Source organism: Desulfogranum mediterraneum DSM 13871, from assembly GCF_000429965.1.
GTDB classification, from domain to species: domain Bacteria; phylum Desulfobacterota; class Desulfobulbia; order Desulfobulbales; family Desulfobulbaceae; genus Desulfogranum; species Desulfogranum mediterraneum.
In genome coordinates this window covers 45949-68334 of record NZ_AUCW01000016.1, presented here as the reverse complement: position 1 = coordinate 68334, position 22386 = coordinate 45949, and the positions used below count along the sequence as shown (strand labels likewise).

16 protein-coding genes are annotated in these 22386 nt (G+C 62.5%); 13 read left to right on the top strand and 3 right to left on the bottom strand.

Going from position 1 to position 22386, the window contains the following annotated elements:
* Positions 1 to 241 precede the first annotated feature (241 nt).
* Positions 242 to 799: a YcbK family protein gene (locus G494_RS0108290; RefSeq protein WP_028584157.1), complete on the bottom strand. Its 558-nt coding sequence runs from the start codon at positions 797 to 799 to the stop codon at positions 242 to 244.
* Positions 800 to 939: 140 nt separating this feature from the next.
* Positions 940 to 1956 carry an AmmeMemoRadiSam system radical SAM enzyme gene (amrS, locus tag G494_RS0108285; protein ID WP_028584156.1) on the bottom strand — a complete coding sequence of 339 codons (1017 nt, stop codon included), beginning with the start codon at positions 1954 to 1956 and terminating at the stop codon, positions 940 to 942.
* A 201-nt stretch (positions 1957 to 2157) separates the two neighbouring features.
* On the opposite strand from amrS, the gene G494_RS0108280 reads away from it, so the two are divergent.
* The 3 genes from G494_RS0108280 to G494_RS0108270 are packed head-to-tail and all read left to right on the top strand — an operon-like array spanning position 2158 to position 4487.
* Complete coding sequence (locus G494_RS0108280; RefSeq protein ID WP_028584155.1) at positions 2158 to 2640, top strand: rubredoxin-like domain-containing protein; 483 nt, start codon at positions 2158 to 2160, stop codon at positions 2638 to 2640.
* Positions 2637 to 3095 (top strand): putative molybdenum carrier protein, encoded by a 459-nt coding sequence (locus G494_RS22560; RefSeq protein WP_035245923.1) that lies wholly within the window; start codon positions 2637 to 2639, stop codon positions 3093 to 3095. Before G494_RS0108280 ends, G494_RS22560 begins: the two co-directional genes overlap by 4 nt.
* A 51-nt stretch (positions 3096 to 3146) precedes the next feature.
* Positions 3147 to 4487, top strand: coding sequence for a M48 family metalloprotease (locus G494_RS0108270; RefSeq protein WP_035245921.1), 1341 nt, complete (start codon positions 3147 to 3149; stop codon positions 4485 to 4487).
* 56 nt (positions 4488 to 4543) lie between these two features.
* Here G494_RS0108270 and G494_RS25315 read toward each other — a convergent pair whose 3' ends face one another.
* Positions 4544 to 7414 carry a PAS domain S-box protein gene (locus G494_RS25315; protein ID WP_084456577.1) on the bottom strand — a complete coding sequence of 957 codons (2871 nt, stop codon included), beginning with the start codon at positions 7412 to 7414 and terminating at the stop codon, positions 4544 to 4546.
* Positions 7415 to 7600: 186 nt separating this feature from the next.
* Between G494_RS25315 and recC the strand changes: the two genes are divergently transcribed.
* From recC to G494_RS0108215, 10 genes are all read left to right on the top strand, one after another.
* A complete protein-coding gene (gene recC / locus G494_RS22550) occupies positions 7601 to 10828 on the top strand; it encodes an exodeoxyribonuclease V subunit gamma (protein WP_035245919.1) in 3228 nt (1075 codons plus the stop codon).
* A 12-nt stretch (positions 10829 to 10840) separates the two neighbouring features.
* Positions 10841 to 14389, top strand: coding sequence for an exodeoxyribonuclease V subunit beta (recB, locus tag G494_RS0108255; RefSeq protein ID WP_028584153.1), 3549 nt, complete (start codon positions 10841 to 10843; stop codon positions 14387 to 14389).
* Positions 14386 to 16206, top strand: coding sequence for an exodeoxyribonuclease V subunit alpha (gene recD / locus G494_RS0108250; protein WP_051305531.1), 1821 nt, complete (start codon positions 14386 to 14388; stop codon positions 16204 to 16206). The genes recB and recD overlap by 4 nt, the downstream gene beginning before the upstream one ends.
* Positions 16207 to 16244: 38 nt before the next feature.
* Positions 16245 to 17180: a selenium metabolism-associated LysR family transcriptional regulator gene (locus G494_RS22545; RefSeq protein ID WP_084456575.1), complete on the top strand. Its 936-nt coding sequence runs from the start codon at positions 16245 to 16247 to the stop codon at positions 17178 to 17180.
* 194 nt (positions 17181 to 17374) lie between these two features.
* Entirely contained in the window at positions 17375 to 18289 is a 915-nt protein-coding gene (locus G494_RS0108240) for an ADP-ribosylglycohydrolase family protein (protein ID WP_028584151.1), read from the top strand.
* A 451-nt stretch (positions 18290 to 18740) separates the two neighbouring features.
* Positions 18741 to 19316: a rubrerythrin gene (gene rbr, locus G494_RS0108235; RefSeq protein WP_028584150.1), complete on the top strand. Its 576-nt coding sequence runs from the start codon at positions 18741 to 18743 to the stop codon at positions 19314 to 19316.
* Positions 19317 to 19605: 289 nt separating this feature from the next.
* Positions 19606 to 20106 (top strand): thiol peroxidase, encoded by a 501-nt coding sequence (gene tpx / locus G494_RS0108230; RefSeq protein WP_028584149.1) that lies wholly within the window; start codon positions 19606 to 19608, stop codon positions 20104 to 20106.
* Between the two features lie 137 nt (positions 20107 to 20243).
* Complete coding sequence (locus G494_RS26685; RefSeq protein WP_153305806.1) at positions 20244 to 20465, top strand: rhodanese-like domain-containing protein; 222 nt, start codon at positions 20244 to 20246, stop codon at positions 20463 to 20465.
* Positions 20466 to 20855: 390 nt separating this feature from the next.
* The gene (locus G494_RS25305) at positions 20856 to 21107 is read left to right on the top strand and encodes a ferritin family protein (RefSeq protein WP_028584147.1); all 252 of its coding nucleotides are present in this window, start codon (positions 20856 to 20858) and stop codon (positions 21105 to 21107) included.
* Between the two features lie 43 nt (positions 21108 to 21150).
* Positions 21151 to 22278: an NAD(P)/FAD-dependent oxidoreductase gene (locus G494_RS0108215; protein WP_035245958.1), complete on the top strand. Its 1128-nt coding sequence runs from the start codon at positions 21151 to 21153 to the stop codon at positions 22276 to 22278.
* Positions 22279 to 22386 lie beyond the last annotated feature (108 nt).

Here is a 22386-nt window from a genome sequence, read left to right as displayed (position 1 = left end):
TGCCGGCCGGCCAACAACAGGACCTGCCTGTTGCAAACGAGTCATGGCGGAAGACAGGAGCAGGGTCCTGTCCCCATTATCCATCAAGTCGAGGACAAAACAAAAGGAAAAAGAGGCTGCCCGCTTCCCGGGGTCAGCCCACAGCGGACGGTGGGCGCCTGCGGATCGATCCGGGAGCCTTGCCAGGGTGCCGGCAGCTACGGTTCAGCGAGTATACCCTGAGCCCTAAGAAGAGGAGGGCTTACCAGGTTCTGAAGCGACCGGTATCGAGATGGACAAAGTCCGAGCTGGGATAATAACCGACGCCGCCGCACTGCCTGGCAACGGCGCACTGTTGAATATATCGGGTGGGGACACCGGCCAGACGAATATCGATGGCCCGGCCCTCCATGTGGAGACTACGCTTGGCCACACCGGAACTCTGCTGACGCAACTGCTGGTTGGTGGTTGGAGAACGAAAACCGGAGATCACCTCAAAGACGCCCTGGTGACCGACATCCTGCTGCAGCTCCCAGAGCAGATCCAGGAGGCGGCGGTCAATGGGATGCTCCTCGCCGGTGCGAAAGTCGCGCAGGTAATGGTCGACCTGCTCCAAGGCCCGGGGATCGTAGGACCGGCCCCGGGCATAGGTGACCTCAAGATGCTGACGGGTGTGGGTATGATAAAAGGAGAGTGAACGCGGATCCCCCTCTCCGGCCGCGGCAGCAAGGGGAGCAGCCACGGCCAGGGCAGTGGCAAGGATCGTGGTTTGACGGATAAAACTTCGTCTGCTGAGAGGGGATAGGCTCTGTGGTGTCATTCTCCGAAACATTCTGTGCTGTGAGTCATGGGATCAGTGAGGTGTGGCCACCCCACGGCTGGACACTATCCGGCTAATAAAATGCAAGCCTGGAAAAAAGTCAAGGAGATAAACTACAAAAAATATGCAATTGCAGCATCTTACTCCCACACCCCGGCCAGTACGGCAGCGCAATGGGGGCATTGCCCCTTGGCTGGAGCTTGGCCCTTCAACATAAAACCATACCGTGCCAGCACGGTGCCCCCGCAAGAGGGGCAGATGGTATCCTCTCCCTCTCCCGGGATATTGCCCTGATAGACATGGTGGAGCCCGCTCTCCACTCCGATCCGGTGGGCCCTTGCCAGCTGCTCCGCAGAGGTAGGGGGCCGGTCGGTCATCCTATAGGCGGGCCTGAAGGCCGAGACATGCCAGGGGATGGCCGGATCGAGATCATAGAGAAAACGGGCAATCCCCTTGAGCTCGGCATCGGAATCGTTCAGCCCCGGGATGATCAGGGTGGTCACTTCCACCCAGACCCCCAGCTGATGGAAGAGACGGACGTTGTCCAACACCGGCTGCAGCCTGGCCCGACAGACCTTTTTATAAAAATCGTCCGTAAAGGCCTTGATATCGATATTGATCGCATCAAGCCAGGAGGCGATCTCACGGGCCGCCTCCGGGCTCATATAGCCGTTGCTGACATAGACGTTGGCAAGCCCTGCCCGCCGGGCCAGCTCAGCACAGTCCCGGCTGAACTCGTAGAAGATGGTGGGTTCGACATAGGTGTAGCTGATGGAGGCACAAGCCTCTGCCCGGGCCCGGGCAACGATCTCTTCCGGGGTTCTCGGCTGGCCGCTGATCGTACCGTCGCCGAGCTGAGGCGCCTGGGCAATATCAAAGTTCTGGCAGTGGAGACAACGGAAGTTACAGCCCATGGTGGCCAGGGAGTAGGATCGGCTGCCGGGCAGGAAGTGAAACAGCGGTTTTTTCTCTATGGGATCGACATGCTCGGCCACCACCTTACCGTACACCAGGCTGACCAGGGTGCCGTCACGGTTCTCCCGCACCCCACAGATGCCGCGACGCCCGGGCGGAATCGTGCAACGATGATTGCAGAGCCCGCAGACAACCACCTGGGGTGTTCCTTTTTTTTGGCTATACAACATGGCTTCATGCATAACTGCTACCTCCAGCTAGAGTAATCACGGTTTCCAGGTTGACCTCTCGCCCCGGAAACCGCTATAGTCGAGTTCAGCTTAACCGACGACCCAGCGGGCCAGGCCATGCAGCAGCACCTTGGGGGACTCAAGGGAACTGCACCGCCATAACCGGCAGCAAGCTGCGGCCGGCAGCCACTCTTTTTTCCGGACATGGGACCAATGGACGAACAACTGCTCAGCCTCTTTGCCAGCATCAGCCGCCAGGCTGCCCGAATGGAGATCATGGCCCTGCGGGCCCAACGGGACCAGCGGCCGGACCTGCTAGGTCTGTATCAGGCCCTGGAAAAATCATACCAGGCCCAGGCCAGACGCACTCTCCTCCAGCTCCGCGGCAGGGTCAGCAACAGCGAGGCCAACCTGGCTGGCCTGATCGAGCGGGAACTGCCACCACTGGTCGGCAGCTATGAGCGCCTTGGCCGGCAGGCGGCTCAGGAAGAGAGGCGGGCCATCACCACAGCCTGTGACCAGGCCGCCCGCATCGGCCGGATGAACCAAAACCTGGCCAGACAGCGGCAACAGAGCCGCCGGGACAATCCCCTCCACGTCTGCAACTTCTGCGGCTTTATTGCCTCGGATCAGCCACCGGAACATTGTCCGATCTGCACTGCGCCCTCCCACAGGTTCGAACGGGCTGCCCCATGAAAAAAATCATCTCCGGGGGCCAAACCGGGGCTGACCGGGCCGCCCTGGATGCCGCCATCTCCCTGGGAATCGAGCATGGCGGCTGGCTGCCCAGGGGCAGAACAACCGAAGAGGGCCCCCTTCCCCAAAGGTACAGGCTCAAGGAACTGCCCAGCCGCCAATACCGGCTGAGAACCCGCCAGAATGTCCTGGACAGCGACGCCACCCTGATCTGTTCCTTTGGTCCCCTTTCCGGAGGCTCGGCCCTCACCCAGGCCCTGGCCATCAAACACCATCGCCCCTGCCTCCACATCGACTTTGAGCTCTGGACCCTCAGCCGGGCCGCGGTTGCAGTGGAGCAGTGGTGCCGGGACCATGCTGTCAAGACCCTCAACGTGGCCGGTCCCCGGGCCAGTGGTGAGCCGCGGATATATGAACGCGTCTTTGCCCTGCTCGTCAAGATCCAGTGGCCCTGAGGGGCCGCCCAGCTGCCAACTCTATCCTGCCATCCAGAAGAGGAAGCCTCCATGCCTACCATCGATCATCAGACCAGCCGCAGACAGTTCCTCCACAGGGTCATCCTGGGTTCGGCCGCCTGGCTGACGCCGCCGCTGCTCTTGACAGGCTGTGCCGTTGATCCGGTCACCGGCCGAAGCCAACTCATGGTCATGAGTGAACAGGAGGAGATCGATCTCGACCGCAGGCAATCACCCTACCAGTTTTCGGCAGACTATGGCCCGGTCCAGGACCGGCAACTCAACGACTATATCCACCAGATCGGCCTGGAGCTGGCGGCCCGCTCCCACCGCCCACAGATGCCCTTTTCCTTTCGAGCGGTCAATGCTGCCTATATCAATGCCTATGCCTTTCCCGGCGGTTCCATCGCGATAACCCGGGGCATCCTGGTAGCCCTGGAAAACGAAGCCGAACTGGCGGCCCTGCTCGGCCATGAGATCGGCCATGTCTGCGCCCGTCACACCGCTGAACAGTCGGGCAAGGGCCTGCTGACCTCACTGCTGCTCAGCGGGGCATCCCTGGCTACCAGTGCTGCCGGGTACGGCGGGGCAGCCGGACTGGTCGAAAATTTCGGCCAGCTTGGAGCCGGTGCCCTGCTCGCCCACTACAGCCGCGACAACGAACGGGAGGCCGATGCCCTGGGCATGGCGTACATGACCGGCGCCGGCTACAACCCTGCCGGGATGACCGGCCTGATGAAGGTCCTGCTCAACAGCAAAAAGCGACAACCCAGCATGGTGGAGGTCATGTTCAGTACCCACCCCATGGGTGAGGAACGGTACAGAACCGCCCTCCAGACGGCCAAATCCAACTACGCCAAGATGGCTGATTTTCCCCTGCACCGGGAACGCTTCATGGACAGAACCGCTGCCCTGCGCAGCAAAAAAGAGGCGATCACGGCCATCCACCGGGGATCCATTGCCCTGGCCAAGGGGCGCTACAGCGAGGCCGAGGAAGAACTGAACCAGGCCCTGGCCCTGGCACCCGACGACTACGCTGCCCTGGTGATCATGGCCAGATGTCAGTTTGGCCAGGACCGGATCAGCCGGGCGGCTCACTTTGGCCGCCAGGCGACCCGGCTCTATCCCCAGGAGGCCCAGGCCCATGTGGTCATCGGGGTCTGTGCCATCCTCCAGAAAAAGTATCAGCAGGCCTACCAGCACCTCCTGGAATTTGATCGTCTCCTGCCCGGTAATCCTGAAACCACCTTTTTCCTGGGCATGGCCCTGGAGGGGATGGAGCGTCGCCCGGAGGCGGCCCGTCACTACCAGGCCTACCTGGGCAAGGTCAGACAGGGCAAGCAGGCCCGGTATGCCTATACGCGGCTGAAGCAGTGGGGCTACATCAGGTAGACACCCCTGACGACGCGCCCCTGGCCACTCCTACCCCTGGCTGGCCTCTCCACTGCTCAGCCGCCATTCTCCGCTGTTTCCAGGGGGCTGCCGTCGCCCCGGATGGCCTTCCGTACGGTGGTGGCCAGCTCCTGCAGATCAACCGGTTTCATCATCAACTCACAGGCCCCGGCCTGGACCGCCACCTCCTGATTCAGCTTGTCCGAATAACCGGTACAGAGGATCACCGGCAGCTCCGGCCTGAGCTTCAGGATCTCCCGGGTCAACTCCAGACCGGTCATCCTGGGCATGGTGTGGTCGGTGATCACCAGATCGATGGGATGATCCTGCTCCTTGATCATGGAGAGGACCTCCAGGGGATTGGAGGAGGTCACCACCGAATAGCCAAAATGCTCCAGCATCATCCGGCAGGTTTCCCGGATCTCTTTTTCATCGTCAATGACCAGGATATGTTCATTGCCCGTGGGCAGAGGGACTTCGCCGATCAACAGCTCACCTTCGGCGGCCCCATCGGCCAGGGGCAGGTAGATATAAAAGGTGGTCCCCTTGCCCAGCACCGACTTGACCTGGATGTCCCCACCCAGGTCCTGGACAATCCCCAGGACCACACTCAGCCCCATGCCCGTGCCCTCGCCAGGATCCTTGGTGGTGAAAAATGGGGTAAAGATACGTTCCACCGTCGCATCCTCCATCCCTGAACCGGTATCCTGGACAGTGAGACAGAGACAGGCATCACCCATGCCGGGATGGAGGGCCCCGCATTTTTCAGAGGGCAGCTGCTCAAGGACAATGGTCAGCAACCCACCACTGTCCCGCATGGAATAGAAGGCGTTGGCACAGAGATTCATGATGATCTGCTGCAACTGCACCGGGGCCGCGACCACCTTCGACTCCGGATCCAGGATACGCTGGTCGATCTCTATGGTGGAGGGCAACGAGGCCCTGATCAGGTGCAGGCTCTCCTTGATCAGAGGGGCCACGGTCACCGGGTGTTTCTCCAGGGTGGACTGACGACTGAAGGTCAGGATCTGCTGGACCAGATCGGCAGCCCGTCTGCCCCCCTGGCGGATATGGACCAGATTCTCATGGAGCTCTGAATCCTTATCGCTCTGCAGCAGGGCCATATCGGTAAAGCCGATGATCGCCCCCAAAATATTGTTGAAATCATGGGCAATACCGCCGGCCAGGGTGCCGATGGCCTCCATCTTCTCGGCCTGGCGCAACCTGGATTCAATGGCCACTTCACTGGTGATATCCCGTTGCACCGTGACATAGTGGGTGATGGTGCCGTCCACATTGCGGACCGGAGAAACCGAAGAGGCCGAGATAAAGACCGAGCCGTTTTTCCGCTGGTTGGTAATCCGGCCCTGCCAGACCTCGCCTTTACGGACCCTCTCCCTGAGTTCCCGCCAGAGCTGGCGTCCATTTTCCAAAGACCAGAGCGAGCGTACCGACTGGCCGATCACCTCCTCCCGGCTGTAGCCGGTGATCTCACAGAAGGCGGCGTTCACGTACTCGATGCGGCCGTGGGTATCACTGATATGGACCAGTTCCTTGACCTGATCAACGGCGGTGGCCAGGCGGCGCTGGACCTCCTCCACCTTTCTCTCCTTGGTCACGTCCTGGACGATGACGATATGGTGGAGCTCTTTGCCCAGGGGCAGCGGGGTCAGGTTAATGACCACATCCCGGCTGGAGTGCTCGGTCTCGATCTGCCTGCTCAGGGGCACAGCCTGACCCAGGGGACCACCGCTCACCCCGGCTGCACCGAAGTCGAAGCCTTCGTCCCTGGGGATAAAGGTATAGATCGAACAGCCGCCGAGCTCCTCCTGGGAGCCCCCATCGACCAGGCCCACGGCAGCATGGTTGGCATAGGCAATCCGCCCCTCGGTATCGACCAGCAAAACCCCCATGGGGGCATGGTCGAGGAGTTTGACCAGCTGCTCTTCAACCTGTCTGCGCTCCTGCTCCTCACGTCTTCCGGTCAAGAGCATGCTCAGCCCCATACCCAAGAGCCCCACCGCGGAGACCGTTATCAGGGTAACCATCAGCCACTGCTTACGAAAACCAGCCATGGTACCCAGCACCTGATTTTCCGGGGAGACAATCAGCAGGGACCAGAAGTTGCCGCCCGGAAGATCCACGGGCAGGTGGACGCCGTAACGCTCTCCCGGTAGAGGGGGCTCCTCGCCGGGAAAGGCCTCAGACAGGGCAAAGGCGCCCTGCTTATGGGTGTACATCCCGGCATAGAGCTGGATCAGCTTCTCGTTTTGATAGGACTGGACACTCCTGCCCAACAGATCCGGATCAGGGGCGTAGAGCGTCTGCCCCTGACGGCTGAACAGCAGGACAATCCCACTGCGTTCCAGCTTGAGCGATTCAAGATAGCGCCTGGCGATCTCCTCACAGGGGATCAGAAAGGAGATATTGCCCAGGAAAAGCGAATCTGCAAAGATCGGCTGGGTAAGAACAACAGCGGCGCTCCCATCTGCAGCCAGCAGGCGCTCACTCACCTGGAGTTGTTGACTGGGCAGAAAGCCCTCCAGCGCCCCCTCTTCCACCATCCAACCCTTACCCTCCGGAACCTGGGCAGGAATGGACAGGGACAAACGCCCCTGGGGATCGGTTCGAAAGACCCCGTTAAGCTGCGACTGATGGATGGCAAAAAAATCCTCAAGCAAGAGCTGACCGCCGCTGTTCATGGTCTTGATGGATTCCTGTCGGGCCAGGTATTCCAGGGCCCGCTGATAGGTGGCAAAGTAGCCCTGGATATCGACCACGGCCTGGTCCAGCAAGAGGAGCTGCTGCTCATGAAAGGCATTGATGGTCTTGTTCCTGACCGAGAGGTAGGGAAGATAAAACAACCCGGCCAGTGCCAGGGTCACCCCAAGGGAGAGGAACACATATGGGAAAGAGAGTCGGCGCATCGATCAAAGGGTATAAAGAGAAATTTCAGCGGATACAGCGGATACTGTCTAACTATAGCAAAACAATATCTGTTTCCAAAATTTATTCAGCCGACTATGATAGACAATCCGGGGGCAGCAGCCACCCGCTGGAATGGCCGAGTGGGCACCACACCGGCGGCAACGCATACATCAGGAAGGTTCAACGTGTTCCTCTATCAGGCCAACAGACTGGAAACCCTGGGCAAACAGCTGTCCACCACCCTGGGCACCGCCTCACCCTCGCCCCTTGCGGCCGAGATCATCGTGGTCCAGCACCACGGCATGGCCCAGTGGCTCCAACTGCAGATCGCCGCCAACAACGGGATCGCCGCCAACCTGGAATTCCCCCTGCCGGCCCGTTTCATCACCACCATGGCGGCCCGGGTCATGGGCAGCCTGCCTGACCAGGAGCTGTTTGAGCGCCAGGTACTGCTCTGGCGCATCTTCCGTGTTCTTCCCGCCCATACCGGACTGCCCGGATTTGAACAGCTGGCCAGCTACCTCCAGGGCAAGGGCCAGCTGCTCAAACGCTACCAGCTGGCCGCCACCATCGCCGATCTCTTTGACCGGTACCTGATCTATCGGCCGGACCTGATCAGCCGCTGGGATCAGGGCGAGGAGCAGCACTGGCAGGCCATGCTCTGGCGCAGCCTGGCAGGCTCAACTCCTCACCGGGGCCGGATCCTGACCGATTTCCTGAGCCGCCTGGATAGCGGCGAGCCCCTGGCGGCAGAGCTGCCCGGCCGCTGCTTTCTCTTCGGCCTCAGCACCCTCGCGCCGATCTATCTGGAGATCCTCACCAGGCTCAGCCGCTACCTGGAAATCCATTGCTTCCACCTCAGCCCCTGCAGGGAGTACTGGGGAGATCTTTGTTCGGAGAAGGAACAGGCCCGCCGCCATGGCCGCAAAGACCGCCGGCCGGAAAGCGATCTCTACACCACCCCAGGCAACCCGCTGCTCTCCTCCTGGGGCAAGGTGGGCCAGGAGTTTCTCCAGCAGCTGCTCCGCTATGACCTGGAAGAGTTCGACAACTACCACCAGCCCGGCTCCCCCCATCTCCTGGGGCGGCTCCAAGAGCAGATCCTTGACCTCGCCGACCCCACCGCCCCGGAAGAGCGGGAGCCGGACCCCTTTCATCCGGATGCCTCACTCCAGTTCCACTGCTGTCACTCGCCCCTGCGTGAAGTCCAGGTCCTCCACGACCGCTTGCTCGCCATCTTCCAGAAGCACCCGGATCTCACGGCCGGCGACATCCTGGTCATGGCCCCGGATATTCATCAATACAGCGAGATCATCCATGGGGTCTTCAGCGGTGCGCCCCCTGAACAGGCCATCCCCTACTTTCTGGCAGACCGACCGCCCGGCCAGGAGACGCCAACCCTGCACTCCTTTCTCGAGCTGCTCAGCCTCCTGGGCGGCCGCTGCACCAGCACTGAGGTCCTGGCCCTCCTGGAAAACCAGGCCCTGCTCCAGCGCTTCGAGCTGGATGTGTCGGATCTGCCCCGCCTGCAGCAGTGGATTCGGCAGACCACCATTCGCTGGGGTCTGGACCGGGACCATCGCCTGGAGTGCGGGGTCACCGACTTTGCCGCCAACTCCTGGCAGGCGGGCCTGGACCAGCTCCTCCTGGGCTACTTCATGGGAGAGAGCGACCACTGTTTCCAGGATATCTCCCCCTACCCCTCTCTGTTGAACGATGAAGACCGGCTCCTGGGCGGCTTCAGCTCCTTTATCCAGCAACTCCAGGAGTGGCACCGGAGCCTCCAGGGAAGCCGCAGCACAGGCCAATGGACCGCCCTGCTCAGAACACTCCTCCACTCCTTTTTTCTCCAGTCCGCCGATGAGGAGGGTTTCAGCCTGCTCAACGGTGCCCTCCTGGATCTGGAGGAGCAGACCGGCCGGGCCGAGATGACCGACCACCTGGACCTCCAACTGCTCACCCTCCATCTCCGCAGCCAGCTTGAACAACAGCCCTCGGGCCAGGTCTTTCTCAGCGGTCGCCTCACCTTCTGCAACATGGTGCCCATGCGGGCGGTCCCCTTCCAGGTCATCTGCCTGCTGGGCATGAACGAGTCTGCCTTTCCCCGCCGCCAGCCTCCGATCCCCTTTGACCTGACCCTGCAGGAACCTCGAGCAGGTGATCGGGAACGGAGCAAGGATGACCGCTACCTCTTCCTGGAAATCCTGCTCTCGGCACGCAGGCTCCTCTACCTCTCCTGGGTGGGCCGCAACCAGCGGAGCAACGAGCCGATCCCGCCGACTGTGGTGATCAGCGAGCTCCAGGACTACCTGGACCGATCCCATCCCCTCCAGGAGCCCGGCCCGGCCCGGCAGCTCAGCTGCGAGCACCCCCTCCAGCCCTTCAGCCGCCGGGCCTTCAGCGGTCGGGGCCCGATTGCCAGTTATGCCGGCCAATGGCGGCCGGCCGAGCAACAGACCGTGGCGCCCCCCCTGCTCTCCAGTCCACTGGTTCGGACAGGCGCCGCCGCACCGACAGTCATCGAGCTCTCCAGCTTGGTCCAATTCTGGCGACATCCGGTGCGATTTTTCCTGGAGCAGCAGCTGGGACTCAAACTCCGTCAACAGGACCATGGTCTGGGAGATGCAGAGCCCTTTGCCCTGGATCAGCTGGACCAGTTCCTGGTGCGTCAGGAGCTGCTGGATACCACCCTCAGGGAAACCACTGCCGAGCAGCGCTGGCAGCAGCTCAAGAACCGGGGCAGCCTGCCCCAGGGAGGTTTCGGCATTGCCCTCAAAGAGGAGATTGATCAGGCCAACGCAGCGCTGAGCCAGGCCATCAGTCCACTGAAGGATCAGCGGCTGGAGCCCCTGGAGATCGACACCACCATAGCTTGCTGGCAGCTCAAGGGCTGGCTGCACGACCTCTACCCCCAGGGTCGATGCACCTGGAGAAGCAGTCGGGTCAAGGGGGGAAGCCTGATGGAGCTCTGGATCCATCACCTGGCCCTGAACCTGGTGAGACCGCCCGGGCTCGGCCACAGCTCCACCCACCTGGGCCGGACAGAGACCATGACCCTCCTGCCGGTCCGGGAACCGGCCCCCTATCTCCTCGAACTGATGGAGCTCTTCCAGGAGGGCCGCTGTCGACCTCTTCCCTTTTTCCCTGAATCGAGTCTGGCCTGGAACCGGGCCAAACCGGGCAAGGAAGCCCAGGCGGCCGCCAAGGTCTGGCAGGGCGGCTACAACCGCCCTGGAGAACGGGAAGAGCCCGCCTACGGCTATCTCTTTCCTGAAGCCGGGACCAGTGAACCTGGCCAGGAGAACGAGCAGGAGTCGCCCCTCTTATCCGCCGAATTTATCCGCCTGAGCGCGCTCTACACCCCGCTCCACGATCACCTTGCCGACAGCGATCAGGGTGATCGCAGCAACTGAACGAGCCAAGCCATGCACCCACTTGATCCCTACCAGATCCCCCTGACCGGCAGCCGTCTGATCGAAGCCAGCGCCGGCACCGGCAAGACCTATACCCTGACCCTGCTCTACCTGCGGCTGCTCCTGGAGCGTGGCCTGGGCGTAGACCAGATCCTGGTGGTCACCTTTACCCGGGCGGCAACCGATGAGCTGCGTACCCGGATCCGCGGGCGACTGCGGGAGGCCCTGGACACGGCCGATGCCCTGGAGAGCCGCCAGGAAGCCGGGTCTGACCCCGCCCTGGAGGCTCTGCTGGCCGGCCAGGAGCGGGAGCAGACCCGGCAACGACTCAACGACGCCCTGATCCGCATGGATGAGGCCGCCATCTTCACCATCCACGGCTTCTGCCAACGGGTGCTCCAGGAAAATGCCTTTGCCTCAGGCCTGCCCTTTGCCATGGAACTGCTGGAGAGTGAACAGGCCATTCGCCTGGAAATTATTCAGGATTTCTGGCGCAACCGCTTCTACGGGGTCAGTACGGAGATGAGCCGCTGGCTGCGTAGTCACTGGCCCGATCCCGAGACCCTCCTCAGGCGGCTGAGCAGTACCCTCTCCCTTCAACAGGCCAGGGTGCTGCCCGAGATCGACCCCCGGGAGCTGCCTCCGCTGGAGGAGCAGACCAGGCTCCAGCTGGAGCTGGTGATCACCCTCTGGCAGGAACAGCGCAGCGAGCTGAGCACCATCCTGGAAAAAGACCCCTGCCTGCAGCGAAACCAGAAGGCCTATCGCCTGGACATGGTGGAGCAGCTGGTCGGCGGGATGGACCGGCTGGCCGAGGAGCAGACCCTGCCCTATCTGCTGCCGGACCTGCTGAAGCTCCTCTGCCAGGACTCCCTGGAGCGCTTGATCCTGAAAAAGTGCGCCACCGGGCCCAGCCATCCCTTCTTTGGCCACTTTCAACAGTTTTTCCGGCTCCATCACCGCTACCTGGAGCAGTTACGCCTCAGCCTGCTCCAGGAGGCCAGGAGCTACCTCCAGAACGAACTGCGCCGCCGCAAGGAGGAACAGGCCCAGCTCTCCTATGACGATCTCCTCACCACCCTCCATCGGGCCCTGGAAGATCAGGAGAGCGGTCCCCGCCTGGCCGCGGACCTGGCCCGCCAGTACCCCGCCGCCCTGGTAGACGAGTTCCAGGATACCGACCCCCTCCAGTACCGGATCTTTACCGCCATCAGCGCCGCAGGGAAAGGGCAGAGTCTCTTCATGATCGGCGACCCCAAGCAGGCCATCTACAGCTTCAGGGGGGCAGACATCTTCACCTATATGGGCGCCCGCAGTCGCACCCCGGCGGACAACCGCTACACCATGTCCACCAACTACCGCTCCTCTGCCCCCATGGTCCGGGCGATCAATCGGCTCTTTGCCCGGGATACCCCCTTTCTCTTTGCCGATATCTCCTTTTATCCGGTCCAGGCAGCTCCGGCTGCTGAAGGGCAGGCCCTGAAGGTCGACGGCCGCCCCCTGCCCCCCTTAACCGCCCTGCTGCTCTCCAGCGAGCGCGTCCCGGTCAGCTCCCGGAGCAAGGCCATCAACAAGGAGAACGCCACCGCCGCTGCGGCCCGGGCCACGGCCGAAGAGATCGCCACCCTGCTGGGCCTGGCCGCAGCCGGGCGTGCCACCATGGATGAAGCCGGCAGCGATCCGAGGCAAAGGCCCCTGACTGCCGGGGATATCGCCATCCTGGTCCGCACCCATCGGGAGGCCGAGACCATCCAACAGGCCCTGGGGTACCACCGCATCGCCTCGATCTGCTCCAGTCGCCAGTCGATCTTCAACACCCCCCAGGCCCGGCAGCTGCTCCAGCTGCTCACCGCCCTGTTGGACCTCTCCGACAGCGGCGCGGTCTGCAATGCCCTGGCCAGCGACTACTTCGGCCTGGATGGCGTAGCCCTGGCCGAGCTGCAGAGCGGCCACGAGGCCTGGGAAAATCAGCTCGATCGCCTCCACCACTATCAGCAGCTCTGGCAGGAACAGGGGATCATGCCCATGCTCCACCAACTGCTGGCCCGTGAGCGGGTGGTGGCCCGGCTCAGCGCTCAGCTGGGCGGAGAACGCAAGCTGACCAACATCCTCCACCTGGCCGAACTCCTCCAGCAGGCGGCGGCAGGCCTCCATGGCCACGCCAGCCTGTTCCGCTGGTTCACAAACCAGCTCCACGGCCCCGATCCCGAGGCCGAGCCCCAGCAGCTTCGCCTGGAAAGTGACGAACAGCTGGTCAAGATCGTCACCATCCATAAGGCCAAGGGGCTGGAGTACCCGCTGGTCTTTCTCCCCTTTCTCTGGAGCAGCCGTTCCCTCAATGACCAGGAGCCGCTGATCTTCCATGACCGGGCAACGCTTGCCCCTGTGGTGGACCTGGGCAGCGGCGAACCCTCCTCCCTCCGGCTGGCTAAAGAAGAGCACCAGGCCGAGGCCATCCGTCTGCTCTATGTGGCCCTGACCCGGGCCCGCTGCTGCTGCTTCTTCTCCTGGGGTACCATTCTGGGCATGGAACAGGCCGCCCTCAGCCGCCTGCTCCACCCCCTCTCCATGGAGGGCCCGCTTGGGGAGGGACAGATCCTCCAGGACCTCGAGCTCCTCAACCGGGAAGAGCCCCTGGTAGAGATCCAGCTGGTGCCCAAAGCAACCCGTCCCTCCCTCCTGCCCAGCCAGAGGGAAGAGGCAGCGCTGCTGGTCAGGCCCTTTGAGGGGTCCATCCGGCCGGGCTGGCTGATGACCAGTTACTCCCAGCTGACCGCGGAGCATGGCTCCCGACCGCCCTCTGCCCCAAGCCAGGATGCAGACAGGGACCTGCAGGAAGAAGAAGAGGGCCTCAATGCCTTCTCCTTTCCCCGTGGCCCGGCCGCCGGCACCTGTCTCCATGCCGTGTTGGAACAGGTCGACTTCACCGCCCCTGCGGCCAGTTGGAGCGGGATCATCGCCAAGGAGTTCAGTCGGGCCGGGATCGACGAAGAGTGGATCCCCTGCGCTCAGCAGTGGCTGGAGGCGGTGCTCGCCGTTCCCCTGATCGATACCCCCCCACTGAACCTGGTCCCCAGCCACAGGCGGGTGGACGAGCTCGCCTTCCTCTTCCCCCTGCACCAGCTGCAAGCCAGCCGCTTCAACCAGGTACTGGCCGGCTGGTCCATCCCTGCCCTGATCCACTCCGCCCAGAGCATCGACGGGATGATGAAGGGCTTCATTGACCTGGTCTTTGCCCATGGAGGACGCTACTTTATCGTCGACTACAAGTCCAACTTCCTGGGGCCGGCTAGCGACTGTTACCGGCAGGAGGGGCTGGCCCGCGCCATGATCGAGCATCGCTACGACCTCCAATACCTGATCTACACCCTGGCCCTGCACCGCTACCTGCAAGGCCGACTGGCAGACTATGACTATGAGCAGCACTTTGGCGGGGTCTACTACCTCTTTCTCCGGGGCATGGACCCAAGCTATCCACCGGGAAACGGGGTCTACGCGACCAGGCCGGAGCAGGAACTGATCCGCGAACTTGACCAATGCTTCCAGGGAAACAGACCATGAGGCCCGACTTGAGAGAACTCCTGGCCAACACGACCCTGCGGCCCATAGACCTCCAGGCCGGGCGCTTCCTGGAACAGTTGACCGGCAAGAGCGACGAACCAGCGATCCTCCTGGCCGCAGCCCTGACCTCCAGGGCCGTGGCCGACGGCCATGTCTGCCTGCCCCTGGACCAGCTCCAGCTGCAGTGCAACCGGCTGATCCCGGCAATGGCGGCCTCCCCGGCCGAGTTGCGCAGCCGCCTGCTGGCCACCCCGGTGGTGGGCTCCCCCGGGAGCCCCACCCCGCTGATCCTGGACCAGGAGGACAACCTCTATCTCCACCGCTACCATGCCTACGAGGAAGGCATTGCCCGGGAACTCCGCCGCCGAAACCGGCTCCGCCTGGAACCGGACCTGGCAGCGGGGCGTGCCGTCCTGGGCGAACTCTTCCCGGCAGCTGCAGAGAACGGAACAGCCCCAGCCAAGGACCCGGACTGGCAGTATGCAGCCACCGCCCTCTCCCTGTTGAGCCCCCTGCTGGTGGTCTCCGGAGGTCCGGGTACGGGCAAGACCTTCACCGTGGCCCGGATCATCGCCGCCCAGATCGCCATGGCCCCGGAGCCCTTACGGATCGGCCTGGCCGCGCCCACGGGCAAGGCGGCCACCAGGCTCAAGGATGCGCTGGCCCAGGCCCAGGGTGCGCTGCCCCCACGCTTTGCCAGGCAGATGCCTGACCAGGCCCTCACCCTCCACCGTCTGCTGGGGTTTCAGCCGGCTACAGGCCGATTCCGCCACAACCGCGACAACCCCCTTCACCTGGATATGCTCCTGGTGGACGAGGCCTCCATGATCGACATCCCCCTGATGGCCGGACTGATGGAGGCCCTGCCCCCAAAATGCCGACTGATCCTCTTTGGCGACAGGCATCAGCTGGCCTCGGTGGAGGCCGGCAACCTCCTGGCAGATATCTGCAGCCCTGGCCTGCCCCAATGGTCCAGGGCCACCTCTGCCGACCTGGAGGCCCTCACGGCTCACTCCTATCCCGGCGGCACGGCCTCTCCTGCGGAGATGGACGACAGCGTGGTCCAGCTGCAAAAGAGTTATCGTTTCCAGGCCGGTTCCGGAATCGCCACCCTGGCCAAGGCCATCCAGAGTGATGATCCCCAGGCCCTGGCCCGCTGTCTGCGCACCCCCTACCCTGACCTGGAGCTGACCGCCCCTGACCCCGGCCGGTCTCGACCCAGGCTGGAAGACTTTATCCGTCACTCCTTTAAACCCATCTTCAGCGCCCGCTCCCCCATGGCAGCCCTGCACTGTTTTGAACAGAGTCGGATCCTCTGCGGGGTCCACCAGGGAGAGAACGGGGTCAAGGCCGTCAACCAGCTGGCACAGGAACTGCTTCTCGGGCCCGGCCGGCAGCCGGCACCTGGCCGGCACTACCGGGGACAGCCCCTGATGATCCTCCAAAATGATTACGCCCTGGGCCTGTTCAACGGTGACAGCGGCCTCATCTGGCCCGATGAGCAGGGAAAGCTCCAGGCCTGGTTCCCGGGCGCTGACGGCAGCCTGCGCACCATCTTGCCCAGGCGCCTGCCGCTCCATCAGACCGGCTACGCCATCACCGTGCATAAATCCCAGGGCTCGGAGTTTGATCGGGTGCTGCTGCTCCTCCCTGGACGAGACACCCCCATCCTCAACCGGGAACTGCTCTACACCGGGGTCACCAGGGCCCGCAAACACCTCACCCTGGAGGCCAGCCCGGAGCTCCTGGAGAGCACGGCCGCCCGGCCGGCCCAGCGTTTTTCCGGGCTGCATCACAAGCTGCGCATCCCCTGGTAAGACAGCTGCAGAGCCCCCTGACAACGGACGAAAAGCATATGGATATCAGAAAACTGGAAGTATTTTGCAAGGTGATAGAGCTGAAGAGCTTCACCAAGGCCGCAGAGTGGGCCATGCTCTCCCAGCCCACGGTCAGCGAACACATCCGCAGCCTGGAACAACAGCTGGGGCAGCAACTGATCGACCGCCTGGGACGTACGGTGGAGGTCACCCCGGTGGGCCGACTCTTCTATGGCTATGCCCTCAAGCTCATCCGCCTCCAGGAGGAGTCGCTCCAGGCCGTTGAACGCTTCAGCGGCCACCTGGCAGGGCGGGTAATCCTGGGCTCCAGCACCATCCCGGGGACCTATATCCTGCCCCGGCTCCTGGCCGCATTGTTCAAGGCACATCCCGACATCCAGGCAGACCTCAACATCGCCAACTCACGTGCCACGGCCCGCAAGGTGATGGACGGCAGCTATGACCTGGGAATCGTCGGAGCCCGTTGGAACGACCGCAGCCTCCAGTGGACCAGGATCTACCAGGATCGGCTGACCCTGGCCGTTCCCCCGGGTTCGCCCCTCACTGCCCGCAGTTCTGTCCAGGTGGAGGATCTCCTGGGGCACCCCTTTATCCTCCGTGAACCCGGTTCAGGCACCCGCAAGATGGTGGCCCGGATCCTGGAACGGAAGGGCTGCCGGGAGAACGACCTCCAGAAGGTGACGGTCATCGGCTCCACGGCCGCGGTCAAGGAGGCGATCAAGGCAGGCCTGGGTATCTCCATCCTCTCCAGAAGAGCGCTCTCCGAGGACATCGACCGCGCCACCATCATTGGCCTCAGCCTGGAAGACGATGCCATGGAGCGTCCCTTTTACCTGATCCAACGCAAAAATCGCGCCCTGACACCGGTGGCCGCGGCCTTCTCCGCCCTCCTCCTCCGGGATGCCGAGCTGACAAGCAGGCCCCCGCTTTCCGAAGAGCCCGACCGGCTCTAGCCAAATGCCGGGGCCGAGGCCCCCTGCCCCTCAACCCGGTGCAGCTCTCTCAAGCGACACCCCAGAGCCCGGCTGGCTGGGGTTTGCCGGTTTGACAAGCAGCGGAACCATTGCTACCTGTTTCTGAAGAGAGTGCTACCCCGGGCGGCAGCCCGCAGCCCCCTCTGTCCACGGATACTACCCAGGAGAATCCCATGACCGATAACGCCATAGCCATGGTTCTGGCCTCGTTCACCGCCGATGCCCTTGCCCTGGCCCCCCACTGGATCTACGACACCCAGGCCATCAAGGAACAGTTCGGCCGGGTGGATCAGCTGCTCCAACCCCGGCCCGGCTCCTACCACGCCGGCAAAAAACGGGGGGACTTCACCCACTACGGAGACCAGGCCCTGGTCCTGCTCCAATCCCTGGCCCGACACCAGGGGTTTCAGCTGGATGCCTTCTGCCGGGACTGGCAGCAGTTGTTCAGGGCCGACTATACGGGCTACCTGGACGGGGCCACCAACACGACCCTGGCCAAGCTGGAGGAGGGCACGGAAGCCGAGAGCTGCGGCTCCTCCTCCGCAGATCTGGGTGGAGCGGCCCGGATCGCACCCCTGATCTTCTGGTATCATCAGGAGGAGGAAGCACTCCTCCGGGCCGTGAGCGCCCAGACCGAGATGACCCACAACCACCCGGCCACCGTTGCCGGAGCCCTGTTTCTGGCGCGCTCTGTTGCTGCCATCCTCCGCGGAGACGAGCCGCGCACTGCCATAACCCGAACCCTGGAGGCTGGGCTTGCTGATCTGGACCTGGATATCCGCCTGCGCAGCGCCCTGGATAGCGAAGACCAGGACTCCGGCGAGGTGATCAGAGGCTTTGGCCAGGCCTGTTCCATCTCCTCGGCCCTGCCTGGTGCGGTCCATCTGGTACTTGCCCACCCCGACGACCTCCAGGCTGCCCTGATCGCCAATGTCATGGCCGGAGGTGATTCTGCGGCCCGCGGCCTGGCCGCCGGCATGCTCCTGGGCGCCCATCTCGGAGTCGAACAGATCCCCCAGCCATGGCTCAGGGAGATGAGTGCCTACCAGCAGATCATGACCCTGTTGGCCCGAAAAAGCAGCAGCTGAATAAGCGCTTTCCCTGACTCTTCTCCATCAGCACAGGGGGGAAACCACAGCTCCCCCCTTGTTGGGATCCCCCTTGACCTTCCCCGCCCCAGCCCCTGGTGCCGCCCCTGGGGGTATGCTGCCGGGGATCTTCCCTTGACCCTGCTGATTCCAGCGAGGCTCCAGGAGCGGGCTCCGCTCCTCCAGGCATCCTCTTTTTCCGAAAAGCGACCAGGAAGATGTTTCATTCTGGTGAGTCATCTCCTATGATGTATAACTGTATAGATATACAGATGTATAACAGATGGATAACAAATGGATACTGATCGTGTTCTTTGCCTGCCCCAAGAGCACTCGACCCTGCCCCGACGACCCTTGAGAAGCAGCGAGCGATTACGCGGGCGCAGCGATACCCTGGAGCGCCGGCCCCGCCCCCAGCTCCCACAAGCAAACGACCTTTATTGGAGGTACCATGAGCGCATTGAAAGACACCCAGACGGAAAAAAATATCCTCACCGCCTTTTGCGGCGAATCCCAGGCCAGAAACCGCTACACCTACTTCGCCTCCCAGGCCAAAAAGGACGGCTATGTCCAGATCTCCCATATCTTCGAAGAGACCGCCAACCAGGAAAAGGAGCATGCCAAACGTTTGTTTAAACTGCTGGAGGGCGGCGAGGTTGAGATCAGCGCCTCCTTCCCGGCCGGGGTGATCGGCACCACCGCAGAAAACCTGGCTGAAGCCGCCCAGGGGGAAAACTACGAACACACCACCATGTACCCGGAGTTCGCGCTTACCGCCCGCCAGGAAGGCTTCCCGGAGATCGCCGAGATCTTCGAGGCCATTGCCGTGGCCGAAAAACAGCATGAAAAGCGCTACCTGGAACTGAAGGCCAACATCGAGCAGAACCGGGTCTTTTCCCGCTCCGAGTCCAAGAGCTGGCGCTGCCGCAACTGCGGCTACCTCCACCAGGGTACGGATGCGCTGGAGCGCTGTCCGGCCTGTGACCATCCCCAGGCCCACTTTGAGCTGCTGGGAGAGAACTGGTAGGCGGCAGCAGCGAGGCCTGCCCCCGGGGGTGAACCCTGCCGCTCCTTTGCCGCCAGTTCCCCCCGCCTCGCCCCAGGTCACCGGCCTCAATCTTTAGCTTTCATTTCAGGCGATTAGTTTTTTTCAAAAAAAAACAGACCACTCCTTTACAGCCAAAAGAGAATGATTACTCTATGCAACTAGTTATTATTATCAACAGCTATCGCCTCTAAAAAGTCATCGAAATTAACAACTTGCACAACAGACTTTCAGAGGTACCATTTTTTCCAACCACCATAAGGAGAACACCATGGCTCAGATTACCCTGCAGGGCAACACCATCGATACCGTCGGCACCCTACCCGCTCCCCAGTCTGTTGCACCTGCATTCTCTCTGGTCAAGACCGACCTTTCAGAGGTCAGCGCCGCTGACTTCAAGGGCAAAAAGATCGTCCTCAACATCTTTCCCAGCATCGACACCGCGGTCTGTGCCGCCTCGGTACGCCGCTTCAACCAGATCGCCTCTGAGAAGGAAAACACCGTGGTCCTCTGCGTCTCTGCAGACCTGCCCTTTGCCCACCAGCGCTTCTGCGAAGTCGATGGCCTGGACGACGTGATCCCGGTCTCGGTCTTCCGTTCTCCGGCATTTGGCCAGGACTACGGAGTGACCATCAGCTCCGGCCCCATTGCCGGGCTGCTCTCCAGGGCTGTGGTGGTCATTGACGCCGACGGCAAGATCAGCTACAGTGAACAGGTACCTGAGATCACCCAGGAGCCTGACTATGATGCGGCCCTGGCCGCACTTGACTGATCCAGATTCGAGCCCCCTGGTCCCTTGAAGAGCTGGAGTTTCAGCCAGCAACGCTTCCAGGGACACCTGTCCGATTCATCTGCTCTGCCCCGGTCGCCCTCCCCGGACGACCGGGCAGCATCCCGGAGGAGCTGATCATGCAGTGGCGACAATTCCTGACCCCGGTCCGATCCCTCACCCCGGCCCAGACCGACGCCTATCTCAAGGCCCATCCCCTCGATTCCTACACCCTGCTCGATGTCCGCCAAGCCAAGGAGTACCAGGCCGGTCACCTTGCCGGTGCCAAGCTGATTCCTGTGGGAGAACTGGACCAGCGACTGGAAGAGCTGGATCCGGGCAAGCCCATCCTGATCTACTGAGCCATTGGCGGTCGGAGCCGAGTTGCGGCTCAACTCCTCAAAGGCAGAGGTTTCAAAGAGGTCTACAACCTGAGCGGGGGAATCAAGGCCCGGCAGCAACCGACGGCCCGCGGACCGAAAGAACTCGGCCTGGCCGTCTTTACAGGCCCCCTCTCCTTTAAGGAGATCATCCTCACCGCCTATGGCCTGGAACAGGGACTGCGCGATTTTTACCTGGAACAGCGTTCCCGGACAAAAAATTCCGCGGCCCAGGGACTGTTCTCCACCCTGGCCCAAGTCGAACTCCTCCACCAGGAGCAACTGCTGGCACTCTACAACGAGCACCACACTGCCCCCCTTGAACAGGACCAACTGGAAGAGCTGGTCCGCCAACGTGGCATGGAGGGTGGGATGACCACCCAGGAGTACCTGGATCTCTACCAACCGGACCCGGACAACCTGGACCACACCCTTTCCCTGGCCATGGCCATCGAGACCCAGGCCCTGGACCTCTACCTCCGAGCCGGCGACCAGGCCCGGGAACCTGGGAGCCAAACCATCTTTTACCGGATCGCCGAACAGGAGCGCACCCATATCAAACACCTGGCCAACCTCATCCAGGAGCAGACTCACGACCCGGACCATGGCCCCACCCCTGGCTGAAGCCGTGGGCAGCACAGACCCAGACACGACAGCGAGGCTGACCATGACCCCAAAAGAGCTGGTCCTCCTGGGCGGAGGACATGCCCACATGACCGTCCTGGCCCACCTGGCCGACCTCCAGCAGGCCGGCAGCCGGGTGACCGTGATCCAGCCCTCTGCCCATCACTACTACTCGGGCATGGGGCCGGGCATGTTGGGGGGCAGCTATACCCCCGAACAGATCCGCTTCCCCACCAAGCGCCAGGTGGAAGAGCAGGGGGGGACCTTTATCCTGGACCGGGCGGTGCGGATAGACCCCGAGGCCCAGCTGATCCACCTTCAACAGGCTGATCGCCCCCTTGGCTACGACCTGCTCTCCTGCAACGTCGGTTCCCAGGTGCGCAGCGATGCTATCCGCCCGGACAACACCAGCCTGTTTACGGTCAAGCCCATCGAGACCCTGGTCGCAGCCCGCAGCCGAATCCTCAGCCAGGGCAGAGAGCGGCCGCTCTCCATCGCCGTGCTCGGCGGGGGGCCCTCGGCCGTGGAGATCGCCGGCAACCTCTGGCGGCTGGGCGACTCCGGGGCCATCCTACCCCCGACCATCACCCTGATCAGCGGTAAACACTTCCTGGCCCGGCTGCCGTCCCGGGTCCGCACCCTGGCCCTCAACTCGCTTAAACGGCGGCAGATCACGATCCGCTCCGGTCACTATGTGCAGCAGGTGGCGGGCAGGACCATCATCCTGGACAACCAGGACACCCTCCAGGCCGATATCATCTTTTCCGCCATCGGGATCCAACCCTCCCCCCTGTTCCGCGACTCAAGCCTGGCCGTCGGCCCTGAGGGAGGCCTGCGGGTCAACCGCTTTCTCCAGAGTGTCGACCACACCAACATCTTCGCTGGTGGAGACTGCATCTTCTACCAGGAGCAACCCCTGGATAAGGTGGGAGTCTATGCAGTCCGCCAGAACCCGGTGCTCCTCCACAACCTGCTGGCCTCACTCCGGGGCGAGCCCCTCCAGGCCTTTACCCCGGGCGGCAGCTACCTGCTGATCTATAATCTGGGGGATGAGCGCGGCATCTTCTCCAAGTGGTCCCTGGTCTTTGGCGGCCGTCTGGCCTTTGCACTCAAGGATTGGATTGACCGCCGTTTCATGGCCAGTTTTCAACCCAGCCGCCAAGACAGCTGAACCAGGCAGGGGAAGGGCACCCCTCTGCCGAAAAACTGCTGGTATCGTCAATTGCGAACAACTTTATTGACAATACCCTCAATTTTCTTTATCCATAATGAAATATCA